Origin of the sequence: Streptomyces sp. SD31, from assembly GCF_052068475.1 — a bacterium.
Lineage (GTDB): Bacteria > Actinomycetota > Actinomycetes > Streptomycetales > Streptomycetaceae > Streptomyces.
Map to the genome: position 1 here is coordinate 417852 of NZ_JBQHCX010000001.1, position 19321 is coordinate 437172.

Sequence of the window (19321 nt, forward strand, 5' to 3'; positions counted from 1 at the left end):
CTCGGCGAGGCCGAGGGGGTCGCCACGGTCACCGCGGGTGAGGCCCCTCAGGGCGGCTTCGGCGGTGGACCGGGCGGACGGCGGTAGGGAACGGCCGTAACGCGAACGGCCGTACAGAACGGGCTACTTGGCCACGAACTGCGTCAGGATCGCCTGCACCTCGTAGATGTCGACGCCCTTGGTGAACGTCTTCTGGATCGGCGTCGCCGATCCCGAGAGCCAGATCTTCAGCTCGGCGTCCAGGTCGAAGGTGCCGGCGGTCTCGACCGCGAAGTGCGTGATGCTGCGGTAAGGGACGGAGTGGTACTCCACCTTCTTGCCGGTGATGCCCTGCTTGTCGACCAGGATCAGACGGCGGTCGGTGAACAGGATGGTGTCGCGTATCAGCAGGTACGCGGCGTGCACCTGCTCCCCGTGGCCCAGCAGACGGGCGTAGTCCTGCTGCGCCTTCCCCTGGTCGACGGTGTGCGCGTTCCCGAACAGTGCCATGGATGGATCCCCCCACTTGATGGCTTTGCGTGATCTTCGCAATGTATAGCGCCTCGGGGGTGTCCAGGCATAGGGGCGCAAACGATCAGGTGTCGTACGAACCGTCCCAGGGCGCGCCGAAGCCGAGGAGGTCCGGGTAGAGCTCGGCCCAGTCCTCGCCGTCGTCCTCTCCGGTCACCAGGCCGAACAGCACGCCGTCGACGGTGAGTTGGAAGGGGCGGATCGCGATGTCCGTGTAGGTGCGCCGGGGGAGGCTGCGCAGTCCGGTGGCCAGGTGGGCGCGGGCGCGGGCGAGGACCGAGTCGGGTCCGTGCGGGGCGCGCTGCTGCTCGGCCCAGGTGCCGGCGCACCAGATCTCCGAGTCGCGGTATCCGCCGTCGGCGTCGAAGGTGTGGAGGACCGAGTAGAGGCGTTTGTGCCCTTCCCAGCCGGTGCCGAGGTCGAAGCCCTTGGGGAAGGCGTAAGTGACCGAACCCATGAACTGCCCGTCCGCGTAACGGCCGATCGCCTCGGTACGGCCGTGCGGCTCGTAGGCGATCGGGATGACCTCAGGGACTGCCATGGCGGAAACCATACGGTCGTGCCGTGGGGCATGGTGGCGGCGGGGCGCGATCGATGCCAACCGCATGGGCAACATCCGCGTGATGTCCCCGACTTGGGCACGGATCGGACAAAAAATTCACGGCAACCTTTCAGATCTCCGCGACCACAGACGGATCGGAAGCCCGCTCACGCGGGCTCGCTCGCCGACGCGCGAGCCTCACCGAGGTATGTAAGGACTCATTCGTGGCATCCCCTTCCCACCGCCCCACCCACCGCCGTTCCCTGCGCAAGCGCCGCACCGTCGTCGTCACCGCCGCTGTCGCGGCCGCCGGCATCGGAGCCGGAGTCTTAGTGATGAACGCGAATGCCGGTCCGGTCGACCTGTACCACCAAGCGCTGCCCGCCAAGGACGGCTGGGCGGCCTCCGGCGCGGGTACGACGGGCGGCTCGAAGGCGGACTCCGCGCATGTGTTCACCGTCAGCACCCGCGCGCAGCTCGTGAAGGCGCTGGGGTCGGTCTCCGGCACCACGCCCCGGATCATCAAGGTCAAGGGCACCATCGACGCCAACACCGACGACGCCGGCAAGAAGCTGACCTGCGCCGACTACGCCTCCGGCACCGGCTACTCGCTGTCCGCCTACCTCAAGGCCTACGACCCGGCGACCTACGGCAAGAAGGCGCCGTCCGGCACGCAGGAGAACGCCCGCAAGGTCGCCGCCGACAAGCAGAAGAAGAACATCGTCTTCCGGGTGCCCGCCAACACCACCATCGTGGGCGTCCCCGGCACGAACGCCGGCATCAAGGGCGGCAGCCTGCACGTGCAGAACGTCAAGAACGTCATCGTGCGCAACCTGACCTTCGCCGACACCCAGGACTGCTTCCCGCAGTGGGACCCGACCGACGGCTCGTCCGGCGAGTGGAACGCCAACTACGACTCCGTCACCCTGCGCGGGGTGACCAACGTGTGGGCGGACCACAACACCTTCACCGACGCGCCGACCTTCGACAGCTCCGAGAAGACCTACTTCGGCCGCAAGTACCAGGTCCACGACGGCGCCCTCGACATCACCAACGGCTCCGACCTGGTGACCGTCGAGCGCAACGTGTTCAGCAACCACGACAAGACGATGCTGATCGGCAGCAGCGACACCGACAGCACGGGCAAGCTGCGGGTCACCATCCACCACAACGTGTGGAAGGGCATCGTCCAGCGCGCCCCCTTGGCCCGCATCGGCCAGATCCACCTCTACAACAACGTCTACGACACGGCCACGCTCAACGGCTACGCGCCGAAGTACAGCATCGACTCCCGCGCCAAGGCCCAGGTCGTCGCCGAGCACAACGCCTGGAAGCTGCCGTCCGGCGCCAAGGTCGCCAAGCTGCTGAGCGGCGACGGCACCGGCTCGATCGCCGGCAGCGGCAACCTCGTCAACGGCACGACGACCGACATCGTGGCCGCCTACAACGCCGCGAGCTCGAAGAAGATCAAGACGACGGTGAACTGGAAGCCGGCGCTCACGGCGGGCCTGCAGACCTCCGCGAAGAACCTGGCGACGGAGCTGGCGACGACGACCGGCGCCGGGGTGCTGTCCTGACACCGGGCTGACGTACGGCTGAGGAAATCTCCTGGTCGGTTGCTGTCACACTTCCGCGGCGCCCGGCGTCAGGCAGGCAGTGGACCCGCCGCACGGCACCGGCCGTGCGGTTCCGACCGCAGCCGACCAGGAGTTCCTCATGCAGACCGCCTATGTCGTCGTCACCGTCGTGGCCGCCCTGATGGCCGGATTCTCCGGCACCGTCCTGCTCATGCGGGCCCAGTGGATCGTTCAGGCACTCACCGACTACTCCGTGCCCCGGTCGTGGTGGACCTGGCTCGGACTGGCGAAGGTCACCGGGGCCGTGGGGCTGGTGGCCGGGCTGTTCCTGCCGGTGATCGGGGTGCTCGCGGGGGTCGGCCTGGTGCTGTACTTCCTCGGGGCCGCGGTGACCGTGGCGCGGGCCCGGTGGTACGCGCACATTCCGTTCCCGCTGGTCTACGCCGCCCCGGTCGTCGGCGCCCTCGCTCTCGGGTACGCCGCCTGAACCGCGCCGCGCGCCTCGCACCACCCGGTCTACGCGATCGGCTTCTCCTCCAGACGCGGAAACAGCACCGCACCCTTCGTGACCGTCGAACCGACCGGGAGCCGGCCCCAGTCGCCGGCCTCCTGGACCCGCTGGTCCGCCAGGGCACCGAGCGACGCCTGAGCGCCCAGGGAGTCCCAGAGCTTCCGGGAGGTCTCCGGCATGATCGGGTTCAGCAGCACCGCGACGGCCCGGAGGGACTCCGCGGCCGTGTACAGGACGGTCGCGAGGCGGGCCCTGCCGTCCGGGGAGTCGTCCTTGGCCACCTTCCAGGGCTCCTGCTCCGTGAGGTAGCCGTTGACCTGCTTGATGAAGTCGAAGACGGCCAGGATGCCGCCCTGGAAGTCCAGCTCGTCGCCGATCCTCCGGTCGGCCGCGGCGGCCGCCGCGGCCAGGCCGTCGTGGATCGCCTTCTCCGCCTCGCCGTCGGCCGTCGCCGCCGGCAGTTCGCCGCCGAAGTACTTGCCGACCATGGCCGCCACGCGGGAGGCGAGGTTGCCGTAGTCGTTCGCCAGCTCGCTGGTGTAGCGGGCGGAGAAGTCCTCCCAGGAGAACGAGCCGTCCTGGCCGAAGGCGATCGCGCGCAGGAAGTACCAGCGGTACGCGTCCACGCCGAAGTGCGAGGTCAGGTCCTGCGGCTTGATGCCGGTCAGGTTGGACTTCGACATCTTCTCGCCGCCGACCATCAGCCAGCCGTTGGCCGCGATCCTGCCCGGCAGCGGGAGGCCGTTCGCCATCAGCATCGCCGGCCAGATGATCGCGTGGAAGCGGAGGATGTCCTTGCCGACGAGGTGGACGTCGGCCGGGAAGGTCGACTCGAACTTCTCCGGGTTCTCGTTGTAGCCGACGGCCGTCGCATAGTTGAGCAGGGCGTCCGCCCAGACGTAGATGACGTGGCCGTCGTCCCAGGGGACCTTGACACCCCAGTCGAACGTCGAGCGGGAGATGGACAGGTCCTGGAGGCCGCCGCGGACGAAGTTCACCACCTCGTTGCGGGCCGACTCCGGCTGGATGAAGTCGGGGTTGGCCTCGTAGTGGGCGAGAAGGCGGTCACCGTACTCGCTCAGCTTGAAGAAGTAGTTCTCCTCCTTGAGGAGGTCCACCGGGCGCTTGTGGATCGCGCAGAGAGGAGTGCCGTCCTGCGCCTCGATCAGTTCGCCGGGGAGCTTGTACTCCTCGCAGGCGACGCAGTACGGGCCCTCGTAACTCCCCTTGCGGATCCGGCCGTTGTCGTACAGATCCTGGAAGAACTCCCGCACCCGGTCCGTGTGCCGCTTCTCCGTCGTCCGGATGAAGTCGTCGTGGGAGATGTCGAGGTGCTGCCAGAGCGGCTTCCAGGACTCCTCGGCCAGCCGGTCTGCCCAGACCTGCGGCGGCACGCCGTTCGCCTCGGCCGTCCGCAGGATCTTCTGGCCGTGCTCGTCGGTCCCCGTGAGGAACCAGACGCGCTCGCCGCGCCCACGGTGCCAGCGGGCGAGCACGTCCGCCGCCACCGTGGTGTAGGCGTGGCCCAGGTGCGGGGCGTCGTTGACGTAGTAGATGGGGGTCGTGACGTAGTACGTCATGACCTCACTCCATCACACCCGCACCAGGGCCTTCACGCCGTTTACGCCGCCTCGCCGCCGAAGCGCTCCTTGTACGCCTGCAGGTCGTCGTCCGTGAGCTTGGCGAAGAGGACCGGGGGGACGGTGAAGGGGGTGCCGGCGGGGACGGAGGTGAGGGCCTTGGCCTCCTCGGCCGTCTTCCAGGTCGCCGTGTCGTCGTTCAGGCCGAACGCGCCACGCATGGCCGCCGACGACGTCGGGATGAACGGCTCCGAGATCACCGCGTACAGGTGGATGAGGTTCATCGCCGTGCGAAGGGTGAGGGCCGCCCCCTCGGGGTTGGTCTTGATCTCCAACCAGGGCGCCTTCTCCTCCAGGTACGAGTTCCCCGCCGACCACAGGGCCCGCAGCGCGGCCGCCGCCTTGCGGAACTGGATGGCCTCCATGTGCTCCTCGTACTCGGCGAGGAGGCGGGCGATCTCCTCGCCGAGCTTCGCCTCGGCCTCACCGGCCTCGGCGCCGGCAGGCACCTCGTCGCCGAAGCGCTTGCGGGAGAAGGACAGGACACGGTTGACGAAGTTGCCGAGAGTGTCCGCCAGGTCCTTGTTCACCGTGGCCGTGAAGTGCTCCCAGGTGAAGGACGAGTCGTCCGACTCGGGGGCGTTCGCCATCATGAAGTAGCGCCAGTAGTCGGCGGGAAGGATCTCCAGGGCGTCGTGGGTGAAGACGCCTCGCTTCTGCGAGGTGGAGAACTTGCCACCGTAGTAGTTCAGCCAGTTGAAGGCCTTGATGACGTCGACCTTCTTCCACGGGGCGCGGGTGCCCAGCAGGGTCGCCGGGAACATCACGCTGTGGAACGGGACGTTGTCCTTGCCCATGAACTGCGTGTAGTGGACGTCCGCGTCGGACTCCCACCACCACGAGCGCCAGTCGCGGTTCTCCGGGTCCTGGTCCGCCCACTCCTTCGTCGAGCCGATGTACTCGATCGGGGCGTCGAACCAGACGTAGAAGACCTTGCCCTCGGCGGCCAGGTCCGGCCAGGTGTCGGCCGGGACCGGGACGCCCCAGTCCAGGTCACGGGTGATCGCGCGGTCGTGCAGGCCCTCGGTCAGCCACTTGCGGGCGATGGAGGAGGCGAGGATCGGCCAGTTGTCGGCACGCTCGTCGACCCAGGCCTCGACCTCCCCGGCCAGCGCCGACTGGAGGAGGAAGAGGTGCTTGGTCTCGCGGACCTCCAGGTCGCTGCTGCCGCTGATCGCCGAGCGGGCGTCGATCAGGTCGGTCGGGTCCAGTACGCGCGTGCAGTTCTCGCACTGGTCGCCGCGGGCCTTGTCGTAGCCGCAGTGCGGGCAGGTGCCGATGATGTAGCGGTCGGGGAGGAAGCGGCCGTCCGTGATCGAGTACACCTGGCGAATCGCCCGCTCCTCGATGAAGCCGTTGGCCTTCAGCTCGCGGGCGATCTCCTGCGTGATCTCGTGGTTCTGCGGGGAGGAGCTGCGGCCGAAGTAGTCGAAGGCCAGGTTGAAGCCGTCGTAGATCGCCTTCTGCTGGTCATGTGCCTGGGCGCAGAACTCGTCGACCGGGAGGCCCTGCTCCTTCGCCGCCAGCTCGGCCGGGGTGCCGTGCTCGTCCGTCGCGCAGATGTACAGGACGTCGTGGCCGCGCTGGCGGAGGTACCTGGAGTACACGTCCGCCGGGAGCATGGACCCCACCATGTTGCCCAGGTGCTTGATTCCGTTGATGTACGGAAGGGCGCTGGTGATGAGGTGTCGAGCCATTGCGGGCTGCTCCCAAGTCGCTACGTGGGGTGACGGGCGCCGGGTCGTGGGGCGTCTGTCGTCGGTTTGGAACCTTGAAATCGTATCCGACATGGGTGGGCCGCCCGCTTTCCGTTTTACGTGGTGGAAAGCGGGCGGCCGGGTTCGTTGCGGTGCGTTACGGACGCCAGTTCGCCAGGATGCCCTCGTAGACCTGCTGGTCGGTCAGCTCCAGCGGGGTCTCGCCGGCCAGGAAGTGGGCGGTGTTGGCCGTCTTGAGCTTGCGGAGGTAGTCGAAGGCCTTCTGCTCGGGGTCGCCGAAGGCGACGAACGAGAAGAACACGGAGGGGTGGTTCTTCGCGGCGTCGGTGAGGGCCTGGTTGGCGGGGGTCTTGGCGTCGGGGGCGCCGTCGGTCTGGAAGACCACCAGGGCGGGGGTGTCGGGAGCCGTCTTCCGGTGGTGCGTGACGACTTCTTCGACGGCTGCGTGGTAGCTGGTACGGCCCATGCGGCCGAGGCCGGCGTGCAGCTCGTCGATCTTGTTCTCGTGGTCGGTGAGGGTGAGGTCGGCGGTGCCGTCGAGTTCCGTGGAGAAGAAGACGACGTGGACCGTGGGGTTGGCGGGCTCTGGGTCGAGGTGGGCGGCGAGGGCGAGGGTCTGGTCGCCGAGGGCCTGGGCGGAGCCGTCCTTGTAGTACGGGCGCATGGAGGCGGAGCGGTCGAGGACGAGGTAGACCTTGGCGCGGGTGCCGGTGAGGTTGAGCTTGTCGAGGGTGGTGGCGGCGGAGTTGTAGGCGGTGACGAGGCTTGGGGGGAGGGTGGGGGTGGTGCCGGTGGTGGTGTCCTCGGCTTCGCCTTCGGCGTCCGTGTTCCCGCCCGCACCACTCGTGCTGCCTTCGTCGTCGGCTGCGAGTGGCTCCTGTGGGGCTTCCCCGCCGTCGGCGGCCGCGGGCTTGTCGGTCGCCGGCTCCGCGACCGGTTCGGGGGTGGCTTCGGCGGCTGCCGGCTCGGCCACCGGTTCGGGGGAGGCCTGGGCAGCTACCGGCTCAGGGTCGGGCGTGACCTCGGCGGACACCTCGGGCTCGGGGGCCGCCTCCGGCGTGACCTCGGCGCTTGCCTCCGGCTCGGATGCCGACTCCTCGCCCGCCGCAACCGACGCGGGCTCCTCGGTCACCGGCTCCTGCTCCGCCTCCGGCTCGTCCGGCACCTCGGCCGGCGTCTCCGCGACGGGCTCTGCCTGTACGGGCTCCTCGGCGACGGGCGTTTCCTCGGCGGGCTCTTCGGCAGCGGGCGTCTCCGCGACAGGCTCTGCCTCGGCGGTCTCTTCGACAGCGGGCGTCTCTGCGACGGCCTCTTCGGCTGCGGGCGTTTCGGTGACGGGCTCTGCCTCGGCTGCATCCTCGGCGACGGGCGTTTCAGCCGCCGGCTCCTCGACCGCGGGCGTCTCGGCGACGGCCTCTTCGGCGGTGGGCGCCTCGGCAACAGGCTCCGCCTCGACCGCTTCCTCAGCGACCGCCGCTTCCGCTACCGCCTCCTCAGCGGCCGGCGTCTCCGCCACCGCCTCGTCAGCGGCCGGCGTCTCCGCCACCGCCTCCTCAGCGGCCGGCGTCTCCGCCACCGCCTCGTCAGCGGCCGGCGTCTCCGTCACCGCCCCTTCGGCGGTCGGCGTCTCCACCGGCTCCGTCGGCTTCGGCACCGTGACGTTGTCGAAGGCGGCCGAGACCAGCTCGTGCGCTCCGTCCTCCGTCTGCTCGGGCCCGCCGGGGTTGTCGGACTTGTCAGTGTTCGTCGGCTTCGCCGTGCCCTCCGACGTGCGCGGTTCCGGGACCTGGGCGGTGGCCGCAGGCTGGGGTTCCGGGGAGGGGGACGGGACCGTCGGCTGTGGCTCCGGCGAAGGAGTCGCACCCTCTGCTTCGGCGGTGCGCCCCTTGCGTGACCGGCCGAACGCGTTCCGCAGGAGAGTGAGAATGCCCATGTGCGCAACCCTTCGCATGAGTTGATGCCCGTAATCCCTGGCCAGGACGGACACGTAAGGTTAGCGGCCCCGGAAGGCGATCTTGGGGAGGGGCGGGTACAGGGGCTCCCCGTACGTCAAGGGCTGCATCGAGCCGAGTCCGGCCCCGCCCTCAACTGCCGTACGTCCACCCCTGATTCACCTGTAGTTCATGTGGTTGCCCCGCTCCCGCACAAACGTGCCCCTACCGTCCGTCACGCTGCACTCAAGGGGAAGCAAGGGGAGTACAAAAACGCCATGCGCATCCAGCTGCCGATCATCCGGACCAACAGTGACTCGCACTCTGGTGGCCGGTCCGCCCTGACCTGTCGATTCCGGTGTGGTGACGCCTGTTTCCACGAGGTGCCCAATACCACCACGAACCCGTACGTCGGTGACGTCATCGCCGAGGCCGTAAGCCGCCGTACCACGCTGCGCGCCGCCGCCGTCGTCACCGCGGCCGCCGCCGTGGGCGCCGGCACCACCGTCGCCGCGCCGAAGGCGGACGCCGCCGAGGCCGCCGCGGGGGACGCCGCCGCGGCCGAGCGGACCGGCGGCACCTTCTCCCGGGGCGCTCGTGGCCTCCGGTTCGACCCCGTCGCGCCGAACACCGCCGACACCGTGACGATCCCGGACGGCTACGCGCAGAACATCGTCATCCGCTGGGGCGAGCCCATCCTGCGCGGCGCCCCCGCGTTCGACCCGGAGAACCAGACCGGCGCCGCGCAGTCCCAGCAGTTCGGGTACAACAACGACTTCCTCGCCCTGCTCCCGCTGCCCGGCGAGCGCAACCGGCAGATCCTCGTCGCCAACCACGAGTACACCGACGAAGTGCTCATGTTCCGTGGGTACGACGCCGCCAACCCGACCAAGCAGCAGGTCGAGGTCGCCTGGGCCGCGCACGGCCTGTCCGCCGTCGTCGTCGAGGGGGATCGCAGGAGCGGCAAGCTCACCGCCGTGCCGCGGCATCCGCTCAACCGCCGTGTCACCGCCACCACCGAGTTCAAGGTCACCGGGCCCGCCGCAGGCTCCGACCTGCTGAAGACCTCCGCCGACCCGACCGGTACCAAGGTCCTCGGCACGCTGAACAACTGCTCCGGCGGTGTCACCCCGTGGGGCACCACGCTGCACGGCGAGGAGAACTTCAACCAGTACTTCGCCAACGCCACCCGTGCGACCGACAAGCGGTACGGGCTGGGGACGGGGGCGAGCGAGCGCAAGTGGGAGCGGTTCGACAAGCGGTTCGACGTGGCGCAGGAGCCGAACGAGCCGCACCGGTTCGGGTACGTCGTCGAGCTCGACCCGTACGACCCGTCCTCCAAGCCGCGCAAGCACACCGCGCTCGGCCGCTTCAAGCACGAGGGCGCGACCGTGCGGCTGACCGAGGACGGGCGGCCCGTCGTCTACTCCGGTGACGACGAGCGCTTCGACTACTTCTACAAGTTCATCGGCAGCAAGCGGATGAAGAAGGGCCAGTCGCGGGCCGTGCGGGAGCACAACCTCTCGCTGCTCGACGAGGGGACGCTCTACGTCGCCAAGCTCACCGGCGACTCGCCCGCCATCGAGATCGACGGCACCGGCAAGCTTCCGGCCGACGGTGAGTTCGACGGCAGCGGTGAGTGGATCCCGCTGGCCACCGCCACCGCCGACGGTGCCGTCTCGCACGTCGAGGGCATGACCGCCGACGAGGTCTTCGTCTTCACGCGGCTCGCCGGTGACAAGGTCGGCGCCACCAAGATGGACCGGCCCGAGGACATCGAGCCCAACCCCCACACCGGCAAGGTGTACGTCGCCCTCACCAACAACACCAACCGCGGTGTCGGGTCGAACGCCAAGGCCGACGAGGCCAACCCGCGCAACGCCAACAAGCACGGTCAGGTCCTGGAGCTGACCGAGCGCTGGAACCGCGCCGACAGCAAGAAGTTCGCCTGGACGCTGTTCCTGGTGGCCGGTGACCCCAACGACCCGGCCACCTACTTCGCCGGGTTCCCGAAGGAGGACGTCTCCCCGATCTCCTGCCCGGACAACGTCGCCTTCGACTCGTACGGCAACCTGTGGATCTCCACCGACGGCAATCAGCTCGGCTCGCACGACGGCCTCTTCGGCGTCGCCACGCGCGGTGACCGGCGCGGTGAGCTCAAGCAGTTCCTGACGATGCCCAAGGGCGCCGAGACCTGCGGCCCGGTCATCCAGGACCGCCGCGTGCTGGTCGCCGTGCAGCACCCGGGCGAGATCGACGGCGCGACGGCCGAGAAGCCGCTGAGCGACTGGCCCGAGGGCCCCGGCAAGCTCAACCGGCCGGCGGTCGTGGCGGTCTGGCGCAAGGACGGCTGCGACATCGGCGTCTGAGCACAGGGGCCCGACAGAGGGTCTACGGGAGTGCTGGGACCGGCGGCTGCCGCTCGCCGTCGCGTTCCAGCCACTCCCGGTACGCCGGTGCCTGCCGTGCCGCCTCCCAGTACGCCTCCTCCAGCGCGGGATAGACGCCGTCCAGGTCCGTCTCGGTGCGGGCCGCGAGGAGCAGTCGTACGCCGAGCGGGTCGCCGTGCAGGCGCCGTACCGCCATCGTGGGGCTGTCGGCGTGGGTCGGCTGGCATACGGCGACCACCTCGCCGGTGGCGACCAGGGCGTCCGCCGTGTAGTAGTCGCCGTGCAGGACATGGGGGTTGACCCCGGCCGCGCGGAACATCCGCTGCACGGCGTCCCACTCGCCGTCCACCGTCGGGTCGACCATCCAGCGGTCGTCGGCCAGATCGGGGAGGGTGACCTCCGACTTCGCCGCGGCCGGGTGGTCGGTCGGCAGCGACACGAACTGCGGCTCGCGTTCCATCAGCACGCGGAGGCGGAGTTCAGGGGGGATGCGCAGGGGGGAGCCCTCCACCTCGTGCACGAAGGCGACGTCCAGCTGGCCGTCGGCGACCATGCGGAGCAGGGCGTTCGGGGAGACGTTCATATGGAGGGTCGGGTCCTGGCCGTGGCCGCGCAGCCGGCGCAGCCAGCCCGCCAGGGCCTTGCTCGCCGTCGAGCCGACCCGCAGCTCCGGACCGCCCGCCGCGGCCGCCCTCGCCTCGGCGACCAGGGCGCGCATGTCGGCCACCAGCGGGCGGGCGCGGCTGAGGACCAGACGGCCGAGCGGGGTGGGGCGGCAGCCGGATCTCGCGCGCACGAACAGTGCGCCGCCCAGCTCCTGCTCGATGCGCCGCAGCTGTGTGCTGAGCGATGGCTGGGCGACGCCCAGCTGGCGGGCTGCCCGGTGCAGACTGCCGGTGTCGGCTATGGCGCACAGCGCGCGGAGGTGTCTCACCTCGAGGTCCATGCCCTTGGAGACTAAAGCGGAAGCACAGGTTTCACCAGCCGCACAAATCCGCCCTGACGCTTGCTAATTGGGGCCCTGATAGGGCCGGGCTATCACCGGTTGCCATCATCACAGCCGCCGCACAGGCGCCGACACTCGCCTTGACGACTCACCCCCCACCTAGGAGTCATCAATGCGTATGTCCTTTTCTCTGTCCGCCCGTTCGGCGGTGGCGGTCGGTCTCGGTGTCGCGGCCCTCGGCGTCGGCACGGTCGCTCCGGCGACGGCGGCCCCGGTCCATGCCGAGGCCGGTTACGTCGCCAAGTCGGCCGAATCCGACGCCAGTCGGGCCTTCTTCCAGACCGTCCTGAAGTCGGTCGCCGAGAAGCGTGCCGCGAACCCGAAGGCCGCGGCCGTCACCGTCACCTACGACGCGTCCGCCGCACCCACGTTCAGTGCCCAGATAGCCCGCAGCACCGAGATATGGAACAGCTCGGTGTCCAACGTGAAGCTCCAGGAGGGCTCCAGCGCCGACTTCACCTACCGCGAGGGCAACGACTCGCGCGGCTCCTACGCTTCGACCGACGGTCACGGCAACGGCTACATCTTCCTCGACTACGCGCAGAACAAGGAGTACGACTCGACTCGCGTCACCGCGCACGAGACGGGCCACGTCCTCGGTCTGCCGGACCACTACGAGGGACCGTGCAGTGAGCTGATGTCGGGCGGCGGGCCCGGCCCGTCCTGCACGAACGCCCAGCCGGACGCCAACGAGAAGGCCAAGGTCGAGCAGCTGTGGGCCAACGGGTTCGCTGCCGCGATGGACAAGGCTCTGCACAAGGCCGGTCGCCAGTAGCGCCGGTTCTCCAGACCCACCCCCCACATGGCGCGGCCGCCCTCCTGCACGGGGCGGCCGCGCCGGCTTGTCGCGCCCACGAGGCGGAGCCGCATATCGAGACAGCCCCGCGCCCCTTTGGGGCGCTTCAGTGCGGGGACGCGATTGCGCGTGCCGCTGCTACCTCCTGGCGTAGGGGTTCCAGGACGCTGTCCGCCGGGCCGGTGAGGTCTGTACGTACCTCGTACAGGGTCTCGGCCTCCCGCACTCCCTGCGCCAACTCCCGTAGTTGACGCACCACTTGGGCCACCTCCGCCGCCGACGGGCGAGTCGCGCCGTGTTTCACCCGTACCCGGGCCGCTGTCGTCGCGTCCACGATGCGTTCCACGGCGACGACCAGGGGCCACCATGCCGCCGCCCGGCGTCCGGTGGGCGGGGGTTCGGTCAGGGCGCGTTGGAACTCGGTGCGGATGGTGGAGAGGTTGCGGTAGAGGCGGCGGCGCATGCGGGCGCGGGCCGGGGGGTCGACGGCGGCCGGGCCGAAGGCGCCCGCCACATAGCGCGCCGTGTCCTCCACGGCGTCCGCGAGCCGGTCGCCGACCCGGGTGTGCCAGCTCTCCGGCCAGAGCAGATACCCGGCGACCAGGGCGATCGCGCACCCCATGAGGGAGTCGACGAGGCGGGGCAGCAGCAGCGCGGTGCCCTCGCGGTTCAGGACGTCCGACACGAGCAGGATCACCGGGGTGATGGCGGCCGTCTGGTAGCCGTACCCGCGCGGGGTGAACGCCGGGATCAGCGGGGCGAGCAGGAACAGCACCGGTACGTCCCACCAACCGCGCGGCACCTCCGCGAGCACCGCCGCCGCGATCACCAGCCCGGCGACCGTGCCGAGGGCGCGCAGCAGCGCACGGGAGAAGACCGAGCCGAAGTCGGGCTTGAGGACGAAGGTGATGGTGAGGGCGACCCAGTAGGAGCGGGGGACCGGGATGAGGGACACCAGGATCTGGGCCAGGCCGATGCACAGGGCGAGGCGCAGGCCGTAGCGCCAGGAGGCGGCGGAGAGCGTCACGCCTCGCAGGGCGCGGGCGGCGCGGGTGCCGAGCGTGGCCGGCCGGCCGAGGCGGTCGTCGATGCCGCGGGGGTCGACCTCCGGGGTGGTGACGACCTCGGCGGTGTGGCGCAGGGCGTGGTCGACCGCGCGGGCGGTCTCGGTGGTGGGAGTGGGGAGCTTCGGGCCTGCCGGGACCGGGTGGCCGGTCTCGACGGCGGAGGCGAGGTGCCGTACGGCCTCCGGGACCTCGGGCGGGAGCGGGGTGCCGCTGAGGTGCGCTGCGGGGGCGGCCTCGACGACGGGGGTGATGGCGTTCAACTGGGCCAGCAGCCGGGTCAGTTCGGGGCTGCGGCCGTGATGGCGGGCGCGGTGGGCGAGGATGATGTCGTACGACTGGTTCAGGGACCGGGTGACGTTGTGCCGGGCGTCGTCGTACGCCTGGGTGCTGCCGCCGCCGCACGTCGCCAGCAGCTCGGCGACCGTCCGGTAGGTGTCCGCGACCGCGGCCCGCTCCGGCACCCCCGACCTGAGCGGCCAGGCGAGCAGGGCGAGGAGCAGGACGAGCAGGCCGCCGCCGGACATCAGCAGCGGCGCCAGCCACCAGTCGCCCGGCATCGGCAGGCCCGCGCCGACCACGCAGGTCAGCAGCAGCACCAGGCCCGCCGCGGAGGCGACCGCACCGATCGTCGAGATCATCCCGGAGACCAGCGCGACACCGGTGACCGCGGCGACGGCGGCCCAGCCGTGCCCGTACACCAGGGAACCGACGGTGACGCCGACGGCGCCGAAGAGCTGCGGGATCGCGATGGTGGGGATACGGACGCGGTACGCGGCGGCGGTGTCGCTGATGACGCCGTTGAGGGCGCCCATGGCGGCGAGGGCGCCGTAGGAGGGGCGGTCGACGGCCAGCCCGATGGCCAGCGGGAGGGCCATCGCGAGCGCGGCGCGGGCCACGGCCGGCCAGTTGACGGGGGCCGGCTGGGGCCGGAGGTTCCGCACCAGCCAGTCGGGGGGTGTGCGGCCGATGGGGAACTCGCGGGACATGCGGCCCATTATGAGCACCCTCGTTCAGCTCGTCGTCGACGTCATCCGCGCTGGTGAAGCGTGACGTCGACGAGCAGCGCGCGATGGTCGGTGCCGGGCAGGTCGAGGAAGCGGGCGGTGCGGACGGAGAAGTCGGCGGTCACGAGCACGTGGTCGATCTGCACGCCGAAGGCCGGTGTCGTGCGGGCGGGCCAGCTCGGTGTGCGGTCGTGGCCGGTGAGCCGGGCGGCGTCGCGCAGGCCGGTGTCGAGGATGCGGCGGAAGGCGGCGTGGTCCTGGGAGGCGTTGAAGTCGCCGGCGAGGACGAGGGGCGTCCGGCCGTCCCCGGTGTTCTCGGCGGCGAAGTCGCGCAGCTCGCCGAGCTCCCGGCGCCACAGGTCGGTCCGGCCGGGCAGGGGTGGCATGGGGTGCGCGAGCTGGAGCCGTACGGCATGCCCGCGTACGTCGGCGACGGCGCCCGGCATGGCCATGGTGCCGGGGACCGGGTCGGTGGGGTCGAGCGGGAAGCGGCTGAGGACCACCGACCCCGCCGAGCCGCCCGCCACCTGGGCCGCCCGGTGCGGATAGCCGGTGCCCAGGGCCTCCCGGAGCCTGGCGTCGCAGGTGTACTCGCACTCCTGGACGAACACGAGGTCCGGCTTCTCCCGGCGGACGGCCGCGACGAGGGCGTCGGTGGCGTGCCCGAACTCGACGTTCGAGGTCAGCACCCGGAAGGAGACGAGCGCGGGCCCGCCCGGCTCACCGGTCTTCCCGTACGGCTCGATGAACCAGGCCAGCAGCCCGAACAGGGCGACGGCCCACACCACGCCGGACCACCGGCGCGAGAACAGCGCGAGCAGCAGCCCCACTCCGGTGGGCACCAGCAGCCACGGCAGGAAGGCGAGGAGCTGCGGGACGGGGGTGATGCCGTCGGTGTCGGCGACCCGGCAGCCGACGACCACGCTGACGCCCAGGAACAGCAGACCGGCCGACCAGGTAGCCGCAGTCTTCAAGGCCCGGCCTCCGCTCGCGGGTGGGATGCCCGAATCCTCCCTCAAAGACGAGGGCTGTGGGGCGAAGGTTGCGCGGAGGCGGAGCGGAGGAGCCGGAGCGGAGGTGCCGTATCGGAGGTGGCGGGATCGGCGGAGGCGGAGCGGGAGGGGTCCCGGCCGTGGGTGCCGATGATGAACCGTCGGTCACCGCTGTGGAACAAGGAGATCCGCGATGACGCCTGTGCAGGTCAACTGGTTGACCCTGGTGCTCGCTCCCCTCGCCGTCGTCGGGCTGGTGGTCGCCTTCACGGCGGCCCGGTCGGCGGCCAAGAGGGGCGAGCCGATGCCCGGCTGGGGGAAGGCGGTCCAGGGGGTGGCGATTGCGTTCGTGCTGCTCGTGGCCGTGATGAACATGACCGCGAGTGGGTCGTGAGGGGGGCGTGACAGTACGGGGCAGTACGTGGGGCAGTGCGCGGAGCGTCATGCGTCGACGCGGGCCAGGAACGCCTCCAGCGCCTCGTTGAACTCCCCCGCCCGCTCCAGGTTCGGCATGTGTGCCGCCCCCTCGATCACCCGCAGCGTCGAGTCCGGGAGCGCCGCGTGCATCGCCTCCGCGTCCGATACGGGTGTGTAGGCGTCGTCGGCGCCCACGACGACCAGGGCGGGGACCGTGACCCGGGTCAGCAGGTCGCGGTAGTCGGGGCGTTCGGCGCGGCCGCGTAGGGCCGCTGCGGCGCCCTCGGGGGGCGTCGCCGTCATCATGCGGTGGACGTGGGCCTTGACCTCGGCGTCCGCGTACGGCGCGACCATCTTCTCCAGCACCTCGTCGGCGTATCCGCGCATGCCCTCGCGCAGCAGCCGGTCCGCCATGGCGTTCCGCGCCCGCTTGCCCTCGGCCGTCTCCGCCGCCGGGAAGGTGTCCGCGAGGACCAGGCCCCGGATGCGGTCGGGGAAGCGGGCGTAGCACTCCATGACGATCTGGCCACCCATCGAGAGGCCGGCGAGGACGAAGGTGTCCACCTTCAGGTCGTCCAGCAGGGCCTCGATGTCCCGGGCGAAGTCGGAGAGGGGGGTGATGCCGGGGACGACCGGGGAGGCGCCGTAGCCGCGCAGGTCGGGGGCGACGACCCGGCGGTCGGCGGAGAACGTCTCGATCTGCGGGGTCCACATCGTGCGGTCGAAGGGGTGGCCGTGAACGAGGACGAGGGGGACACGGGGAGTCGGCGAGGAATCGACGCCTTTTTCCTCGCGTCCGACGCCTTTGTCCTCGAATGCGAGGAAGGGGCTCATGTGGACGACCCTAGATCGGCTCAACTCCTCGGTGCAATAAGATCTTTGCCCTCGGTGCAATGTCAGGGTGTCAGGGGGATGGCTCATGGACGACTACCGGCGCCTCGCCGACCGCATAGCCGACGACATCGCCGCCGGACGCCTCGAGCCGGGTCAACGACTGCCTCCGCAGCGGGTGTTCGCGCGGCGGCGCGGGATCGCCGGGTCGACGGCGGGGCGGGTGTACGCCGAACTCGTCCGGCGGGGGCTGGTCGTCGGCGAGGTCGGCCGCGGCACCTTCGTGCGGGCCGCCCCGGCGGCCACCGGGCGGGCGCTCGTCGAGAGCGGAGCCACCGAGGCGCCGGTCAACCTGGAGCTCAACTACCCCTCCGCACCCGGCCAGTCGGAGCTTCTCGCCCCGGCCCTCGCCCCGCTCCAGCGCCCCGACGTCCTGACCGAGGCCCTGCGCCCGGCCGCCGCCGACGGCACACCCGCGGCCAGAGAGGCCGCGGCCGCCCTGCTCGCCACCCCGGCCTGGCGCCCCGCCCCCGACCGGATCCTCCTCACCGGCAACGCCCGCCAGGCCATCGCCGCCACCCTCGCCTGCCTGGTCCGGCCCGGCGGGCGCCTCGGTGTCGAGCCGCTGACGTATCCCCTGGTCAAGGAGATCGCCGCCCGGCTCGGCATCATCCTGGTCCCGCTGGCGGCGGACGAGGGCGGGGTGTGCCCGGAGTCCGTCGCCGCCCTGCACCGCAGTGCCCCGCTGTCCGCGCTCTACCTCCAGCCGACGCTGCACAATCCGACGTCCGTGACGGTGAGCGGGGAGCGGCTCCGCCAACTCGCCGCCGCCGTCCGCGCCCTGGACATTCCCGTCGTCGAGGACCGCATCTGGTCCTTCCTCACCGACGACGACCCCCTCGCCGCGCACGCGCCGGACCTCACCCATGTCGTCGACGGCCTCTCCAAGCGCGTCGCCCCCGGCCTCACCGTCGGCTTCGTCGTCGTACCCGAGGCGCGCCTCGGAGCGGTGGCGGCGGCCGTACGGTCCGGTGGGTGGAGTGCGGGGCGGTTCGCGGTGGAGGCGGCCACGCGGTGGATCGGGGACGGGACGGTTCAGCGGCTGGTCGCGGCGAAGCGGGCGGACGCGGCGCGCAGACAGCGGATCGTCGGCGAGGAACTGCGGGGATTCGCCGTACGGTCCGATCCGCGCGCCTATTTCGCCTGGTGGGAGCTGCCCGCCCCGTGGCGTGCGGACACCTTCACGGCCGCCGCGGCCGCGCACGGCATCGCGGTGACGCCGGGCCCCGCCTTCGTCGTCGACCCGAACCGCACCCCTGACGCCGTCAGGCTCGGGCTCGCGTCGGTTCCCGAGCCGGATCTGCGGCGGGCGCTGCGGACGCTCGCCGGCGTCGCGCGAGGTACTCCGTGAGCCGACAGACCAGGGCCACCGTCAGGCCGAGGGCGATCAGCAGCCAGGACACCGTGCGCAGGGTCTGCGTCAGGGCGTCGTAGACCGCGCCCGCGGCCGGGCGGTGGGCCGCCTCGGGCAGGTCGGCCAGCGTGAACCGGCGCCCGAGCGCCACCGCCAGCGCCAGGAACGCGCCGCCGAGGGCCGCGCCCAGCGCGGTCGCCGTGACCGCGCGGCGCCGGCGGACGGCGACGGCGATGCCGGTCGCGGCGAGCACGACGGCGGAGACGGGCAGCCAGAAACCGGCGACTTCGAGCACGGCGTACCCCTTTCGGAGCCGGTCCAGTTGGTGGGCCGGCAGCACGGGGACCTCGGCGTGCTCGACCGGGATGCGGTGCGCCAACGAGACGTGGTCGTCGATGAGCTGGTGCTTGACCTGGGCGGTGATGGGGGCGACGTCGACCGTGACCGTGCGGTCGTGCCCGTCCCGCAGGGCGCTCAGTACGGCGTCGTGGACCGCCCTGTTGCCCGCGTCCCACGCCGTGCGGAAGGCCTCGGTCCGGGTGAACGAGCGCACCGCGTCGTGCACGAAGGGCCGCATGGTGCGCAGCTCGGGCGAGCCGGGGGACTCGGCCAGCCTGCGGTCGACCTCCTGCGTGATCCCGGCCCCGACGGTGTCCGCGACCGCGCCCTGCACCGCCGGATCCGCGGCGAGCGGCGCCATCGCGGTGACGTACCGGCCGGTGTCGGCCAGCCCGTACGTCACCCAGGCCGCCAGGACGCCGAACGGCACGAGGAGGCACGACAGGGCGATCAGCGCTGCCGACAGGGCGTTCCGCAGACGGATGAGACCGGTGAGACGGGTGGGCACCTCTTCAGGCAAGGGCCATCCGGGCGGGCGGGCCAGCCGCGTGCCTGCATACGGCGGCACTGTTCCGCTCTCCGGTGGAGGGTTCACCCGAACGGGTGTCTCATGGATCAGAGGAGCCAGGAGCGCGAG

16 protein-coding genes are annotated in these 19321 nt (G+C 71.0%); 6 read left to right on the top strand and 10 right to left on the bottom strand.

Annotated elements, in window-relative coordinates; translation table 11 throughout:
• Window positions 1-123: 123 nt before the first annotated feature.
• Together ACTMVF_RS01870 and ACTMVF_RS01875 are read right to left on the bottom strand one after the other, a co-directional pair.
• On the bottom strand, window positions 124-489 hold the full coding sequence (locus ACTMVF_RS01870) for a PH domain-containing protein (protein WP_441269167.1): 366 nt from the start codon (window positions 487-489) through the stop codon (window positions 124-126).
• Window positions 490-574: 85 nt separating this feature from the next.
• The gene (locus ACTMVF_RS01875) at window positions 575-1051 is read right to left on the bottom strand and encodes a hypothetical protein (protein WP_441269168.1); all 477 of its coding nucleotides are present in this window, start codon (window positions 1049-1051) and stop codon (window positions 575-577) included.
• Between the two features lie 224 nt (window positions 1052-1275).
• Here ACTMVF_RS01875 and ACTMVF_RS01880 point away from each other — a divergent pair, with 224 nt between their 5' ends.
• Together ACTMVF_RS01880 and ACTMVF_RS01885 are read left to right on the top strand one after the other, a co-directional pair.
• The gene (locus ACTMVF_RS01880) at window positions 1276-2628 is read left to right on the top strand and encodes a pectate lyase family protein (RefSeq protein ID WP_441269169.1); all 1353 of its coding nucleotides are present in this window, start codon (window positions 1276-1278) and stop codon (window positions 2626-2628) included.
• A 139-nt stretch (window positions 2629-2767) separates the two neighbouring features.
• A complete protein-coding gene (locus ACTMVF_RS01885) occupies window positions 2768-3115 on the top strand; it encodes a DoxX family protein (protein ID WP_441269170.1) in 348 nt (115 codons plus the stop codon).
• Window positions 3116-3144: 29 nt separating this feature from the next.
• Here the strand turns inward: ACTMVF_RS01885 and metG (ACTMVF_RS01890) are convergent, their stop codons facing one another.
• From metG (ACTMVF_RS01890) to ACTMVF_RS01900, 3 genes are all read right to left on the bottom strand, one after another.
• Complete coding sequence (metG, locus tag ACTMVF_RS01890; RefSeq protein WP_441269171.1) at window positions 3145-4719, bottom strand: methionine--tRNA ligase; 1575 nt, start codon at window positions 4717-4719, stop codon at window positions 3145-3147.
• Window positions 4720-4760: 41 nt separating this feature from the next.
• Window positions 4761-6476 carry a methionine--tRNA ligase gene (metG, locus tag ACTMVF_RS01895; RefSeq protein ID WP_441269172.1) on the bottom strand — a complete coding sequence of 572 codons (1716 nt, stop codon included), beginning with the start codon at window positions 6474-6476 and terminating at the stop codon, window positions 4761-4763.
• A 157-nt stretch (window positions 6477-6633) separates the two neighbouring features.
• On the bottom strand, window positions 6634-8430 hold the full coding sequence (locus ACTMVF_RS01900) for a VWA domain-containing protein (RefSeq protein ID WP_441269173.1): 1797 nt from the start codon (window positions 8428-8430) through the stop codon (window positions 6634-6636).
• Between the two features lie 276 nt (window positions 8431-8706).
• Here ACTMVF_RS01900 and ACTMVF_RS01905 point away from each other — a divergent pair, with 276 nt between their 5' ends.
• Window positions 8707-10797 carry a PhoX family protein gene (locus ACTMVF_RS01905; RefSeq protein ID WP_441269174.1) on the top strand — a complete coding sequence of 697 codons (2091 nt, stop codon included), beginning with the start codon at window positions 8707-8709 and terminating at the stop codon, window positions 10795-10797.
• Window positions 10798-10819: 22 nt separating this feature from the next.
• Here ACTMVF_RS01905 and ACTMVF_RS01910 read toward each other — a convergent pair whose 3' ends face one another.
• Complete coding sequence (locus tag ACTMVF_RS01910; protein ID WP_441269175.1) at window positions 10820-11764, bottom strand: LysR family transcriptional regulator; 945 nt, start codon at window positions 11762-11764, stop codon at window positions 10820-10822.
• 172 nt (window positions 11765-11936) lie between these two features.
• Between ACTMVF_RS01910 and snpA the strand changes: the two genes are divergently transcribed.
• Window positions 11937-12599, top strand: a complete 663-nt coding sequence (gene snpA, locus ACTMVF_RS01915; RefSeq protein WP_441269176.1) for a snapalysin — start codon at window positions 11937-11939, stop codon at window positions 12597-12599.
• Window positions 12600-12726: 127 nt separating this feature from the next.
• Here the strand turns inward: snpA and ACTMVF_RS01920 are convergent, their stop codons facing one another.
• Both ACTMVF_RS01920 and ACTMVF_RS01925 read right to left on the bottom strand, forming a co-directional pair.
• Window positions 12727-14673: an FUSC family protein gene (locus tag ACTMVF_RS01920; protein WP_441269177.1), complete on the bottom strand. Its 1947-nt coding sequence runs from the start codon at window positions 14671-14673 to the stop codon at window positions 12727-12729.
• Between the two features lie 41 nt (window positions 14674-14714).
• The gene (locus ACTMVF_RS01925) at window positions 14715-15665 is read right to left on the bottom strand and encodes an endonuclease/exonuclease/phosphatase family protein (RefSeq protein ID WP_441269178.1); all 951 of its coding nucleotides are present in this window, start codon (window positions 15663-15665) and stop codon (window positions 14715-14717) included.
• Between the two features lie 211 nt (window positions 15666-15876).
• On the opposite strand from ACTMVF_RS01925, the gene ACTMVF_RS01930 reads away from it, so the two are divergent.
• Window positions 15877-16077 (top strand): hypothetical protein, encoded by a 201-nt coding sequence (locus tag ACTMVF_RS01930; protein ID WP_441269179.1) that lies wholly within the window; start codon window positions 15877-15879, stop codon window positions 16075-16077.
• Between the two features lie 47 nt (window positions 16078-16124).
• Here the strand turns inward: ACTMVF_RS01930 and ACTMVF_RS01935 are convergent, their stop codons facing one another.
• Window positions 16125-16934, bottom strand: a complete 810-nt coding sequence (locus ACTMVF_RS01935) for an alpha/beta fold hydrolase (protein WP_441269180.1) — start codon at window positions 16932-16934, stop codon at window positions 16125-16127.
• An 85-nt stretch (window positions 16935-17019) separates the two neighbouring features.
• On the opposite strand from ACTMVF_RS01935, the gene ACTMVF_RS01940 reads away from it, so the two are divergent.
• On the top strand, window positions 17020-18342 hold the full coding sequence (locus tag ACTMVF_RS01940) for a PLP-dependent aminotransferase family protein (protein WP_441269181.1): 1323 nt from the start codon (window positions 17020-17022) through the stop codon (window positions 18340-18342).
• Here the strand turns inward: ACTMVF_RS01940 and ACTMVF_RS01945 are convergent.
• Window positions 18257-19192 (bottom strand): hypothetical protein, encoded by a 936-nt coding sequence (locus ACTMVF_RS01945; RefSeq protein WP_441269182.1) that lies wholly within the window; start codon window positions 19190-19192, stop codon window positions 18257-18259. The genes ACTMVF_RS01940 and ACTMVF_RS01945 overlap by 86 nt on opposite strands.
• Window positions 19193-19321 lie beyond the last annotated feature (129 nt).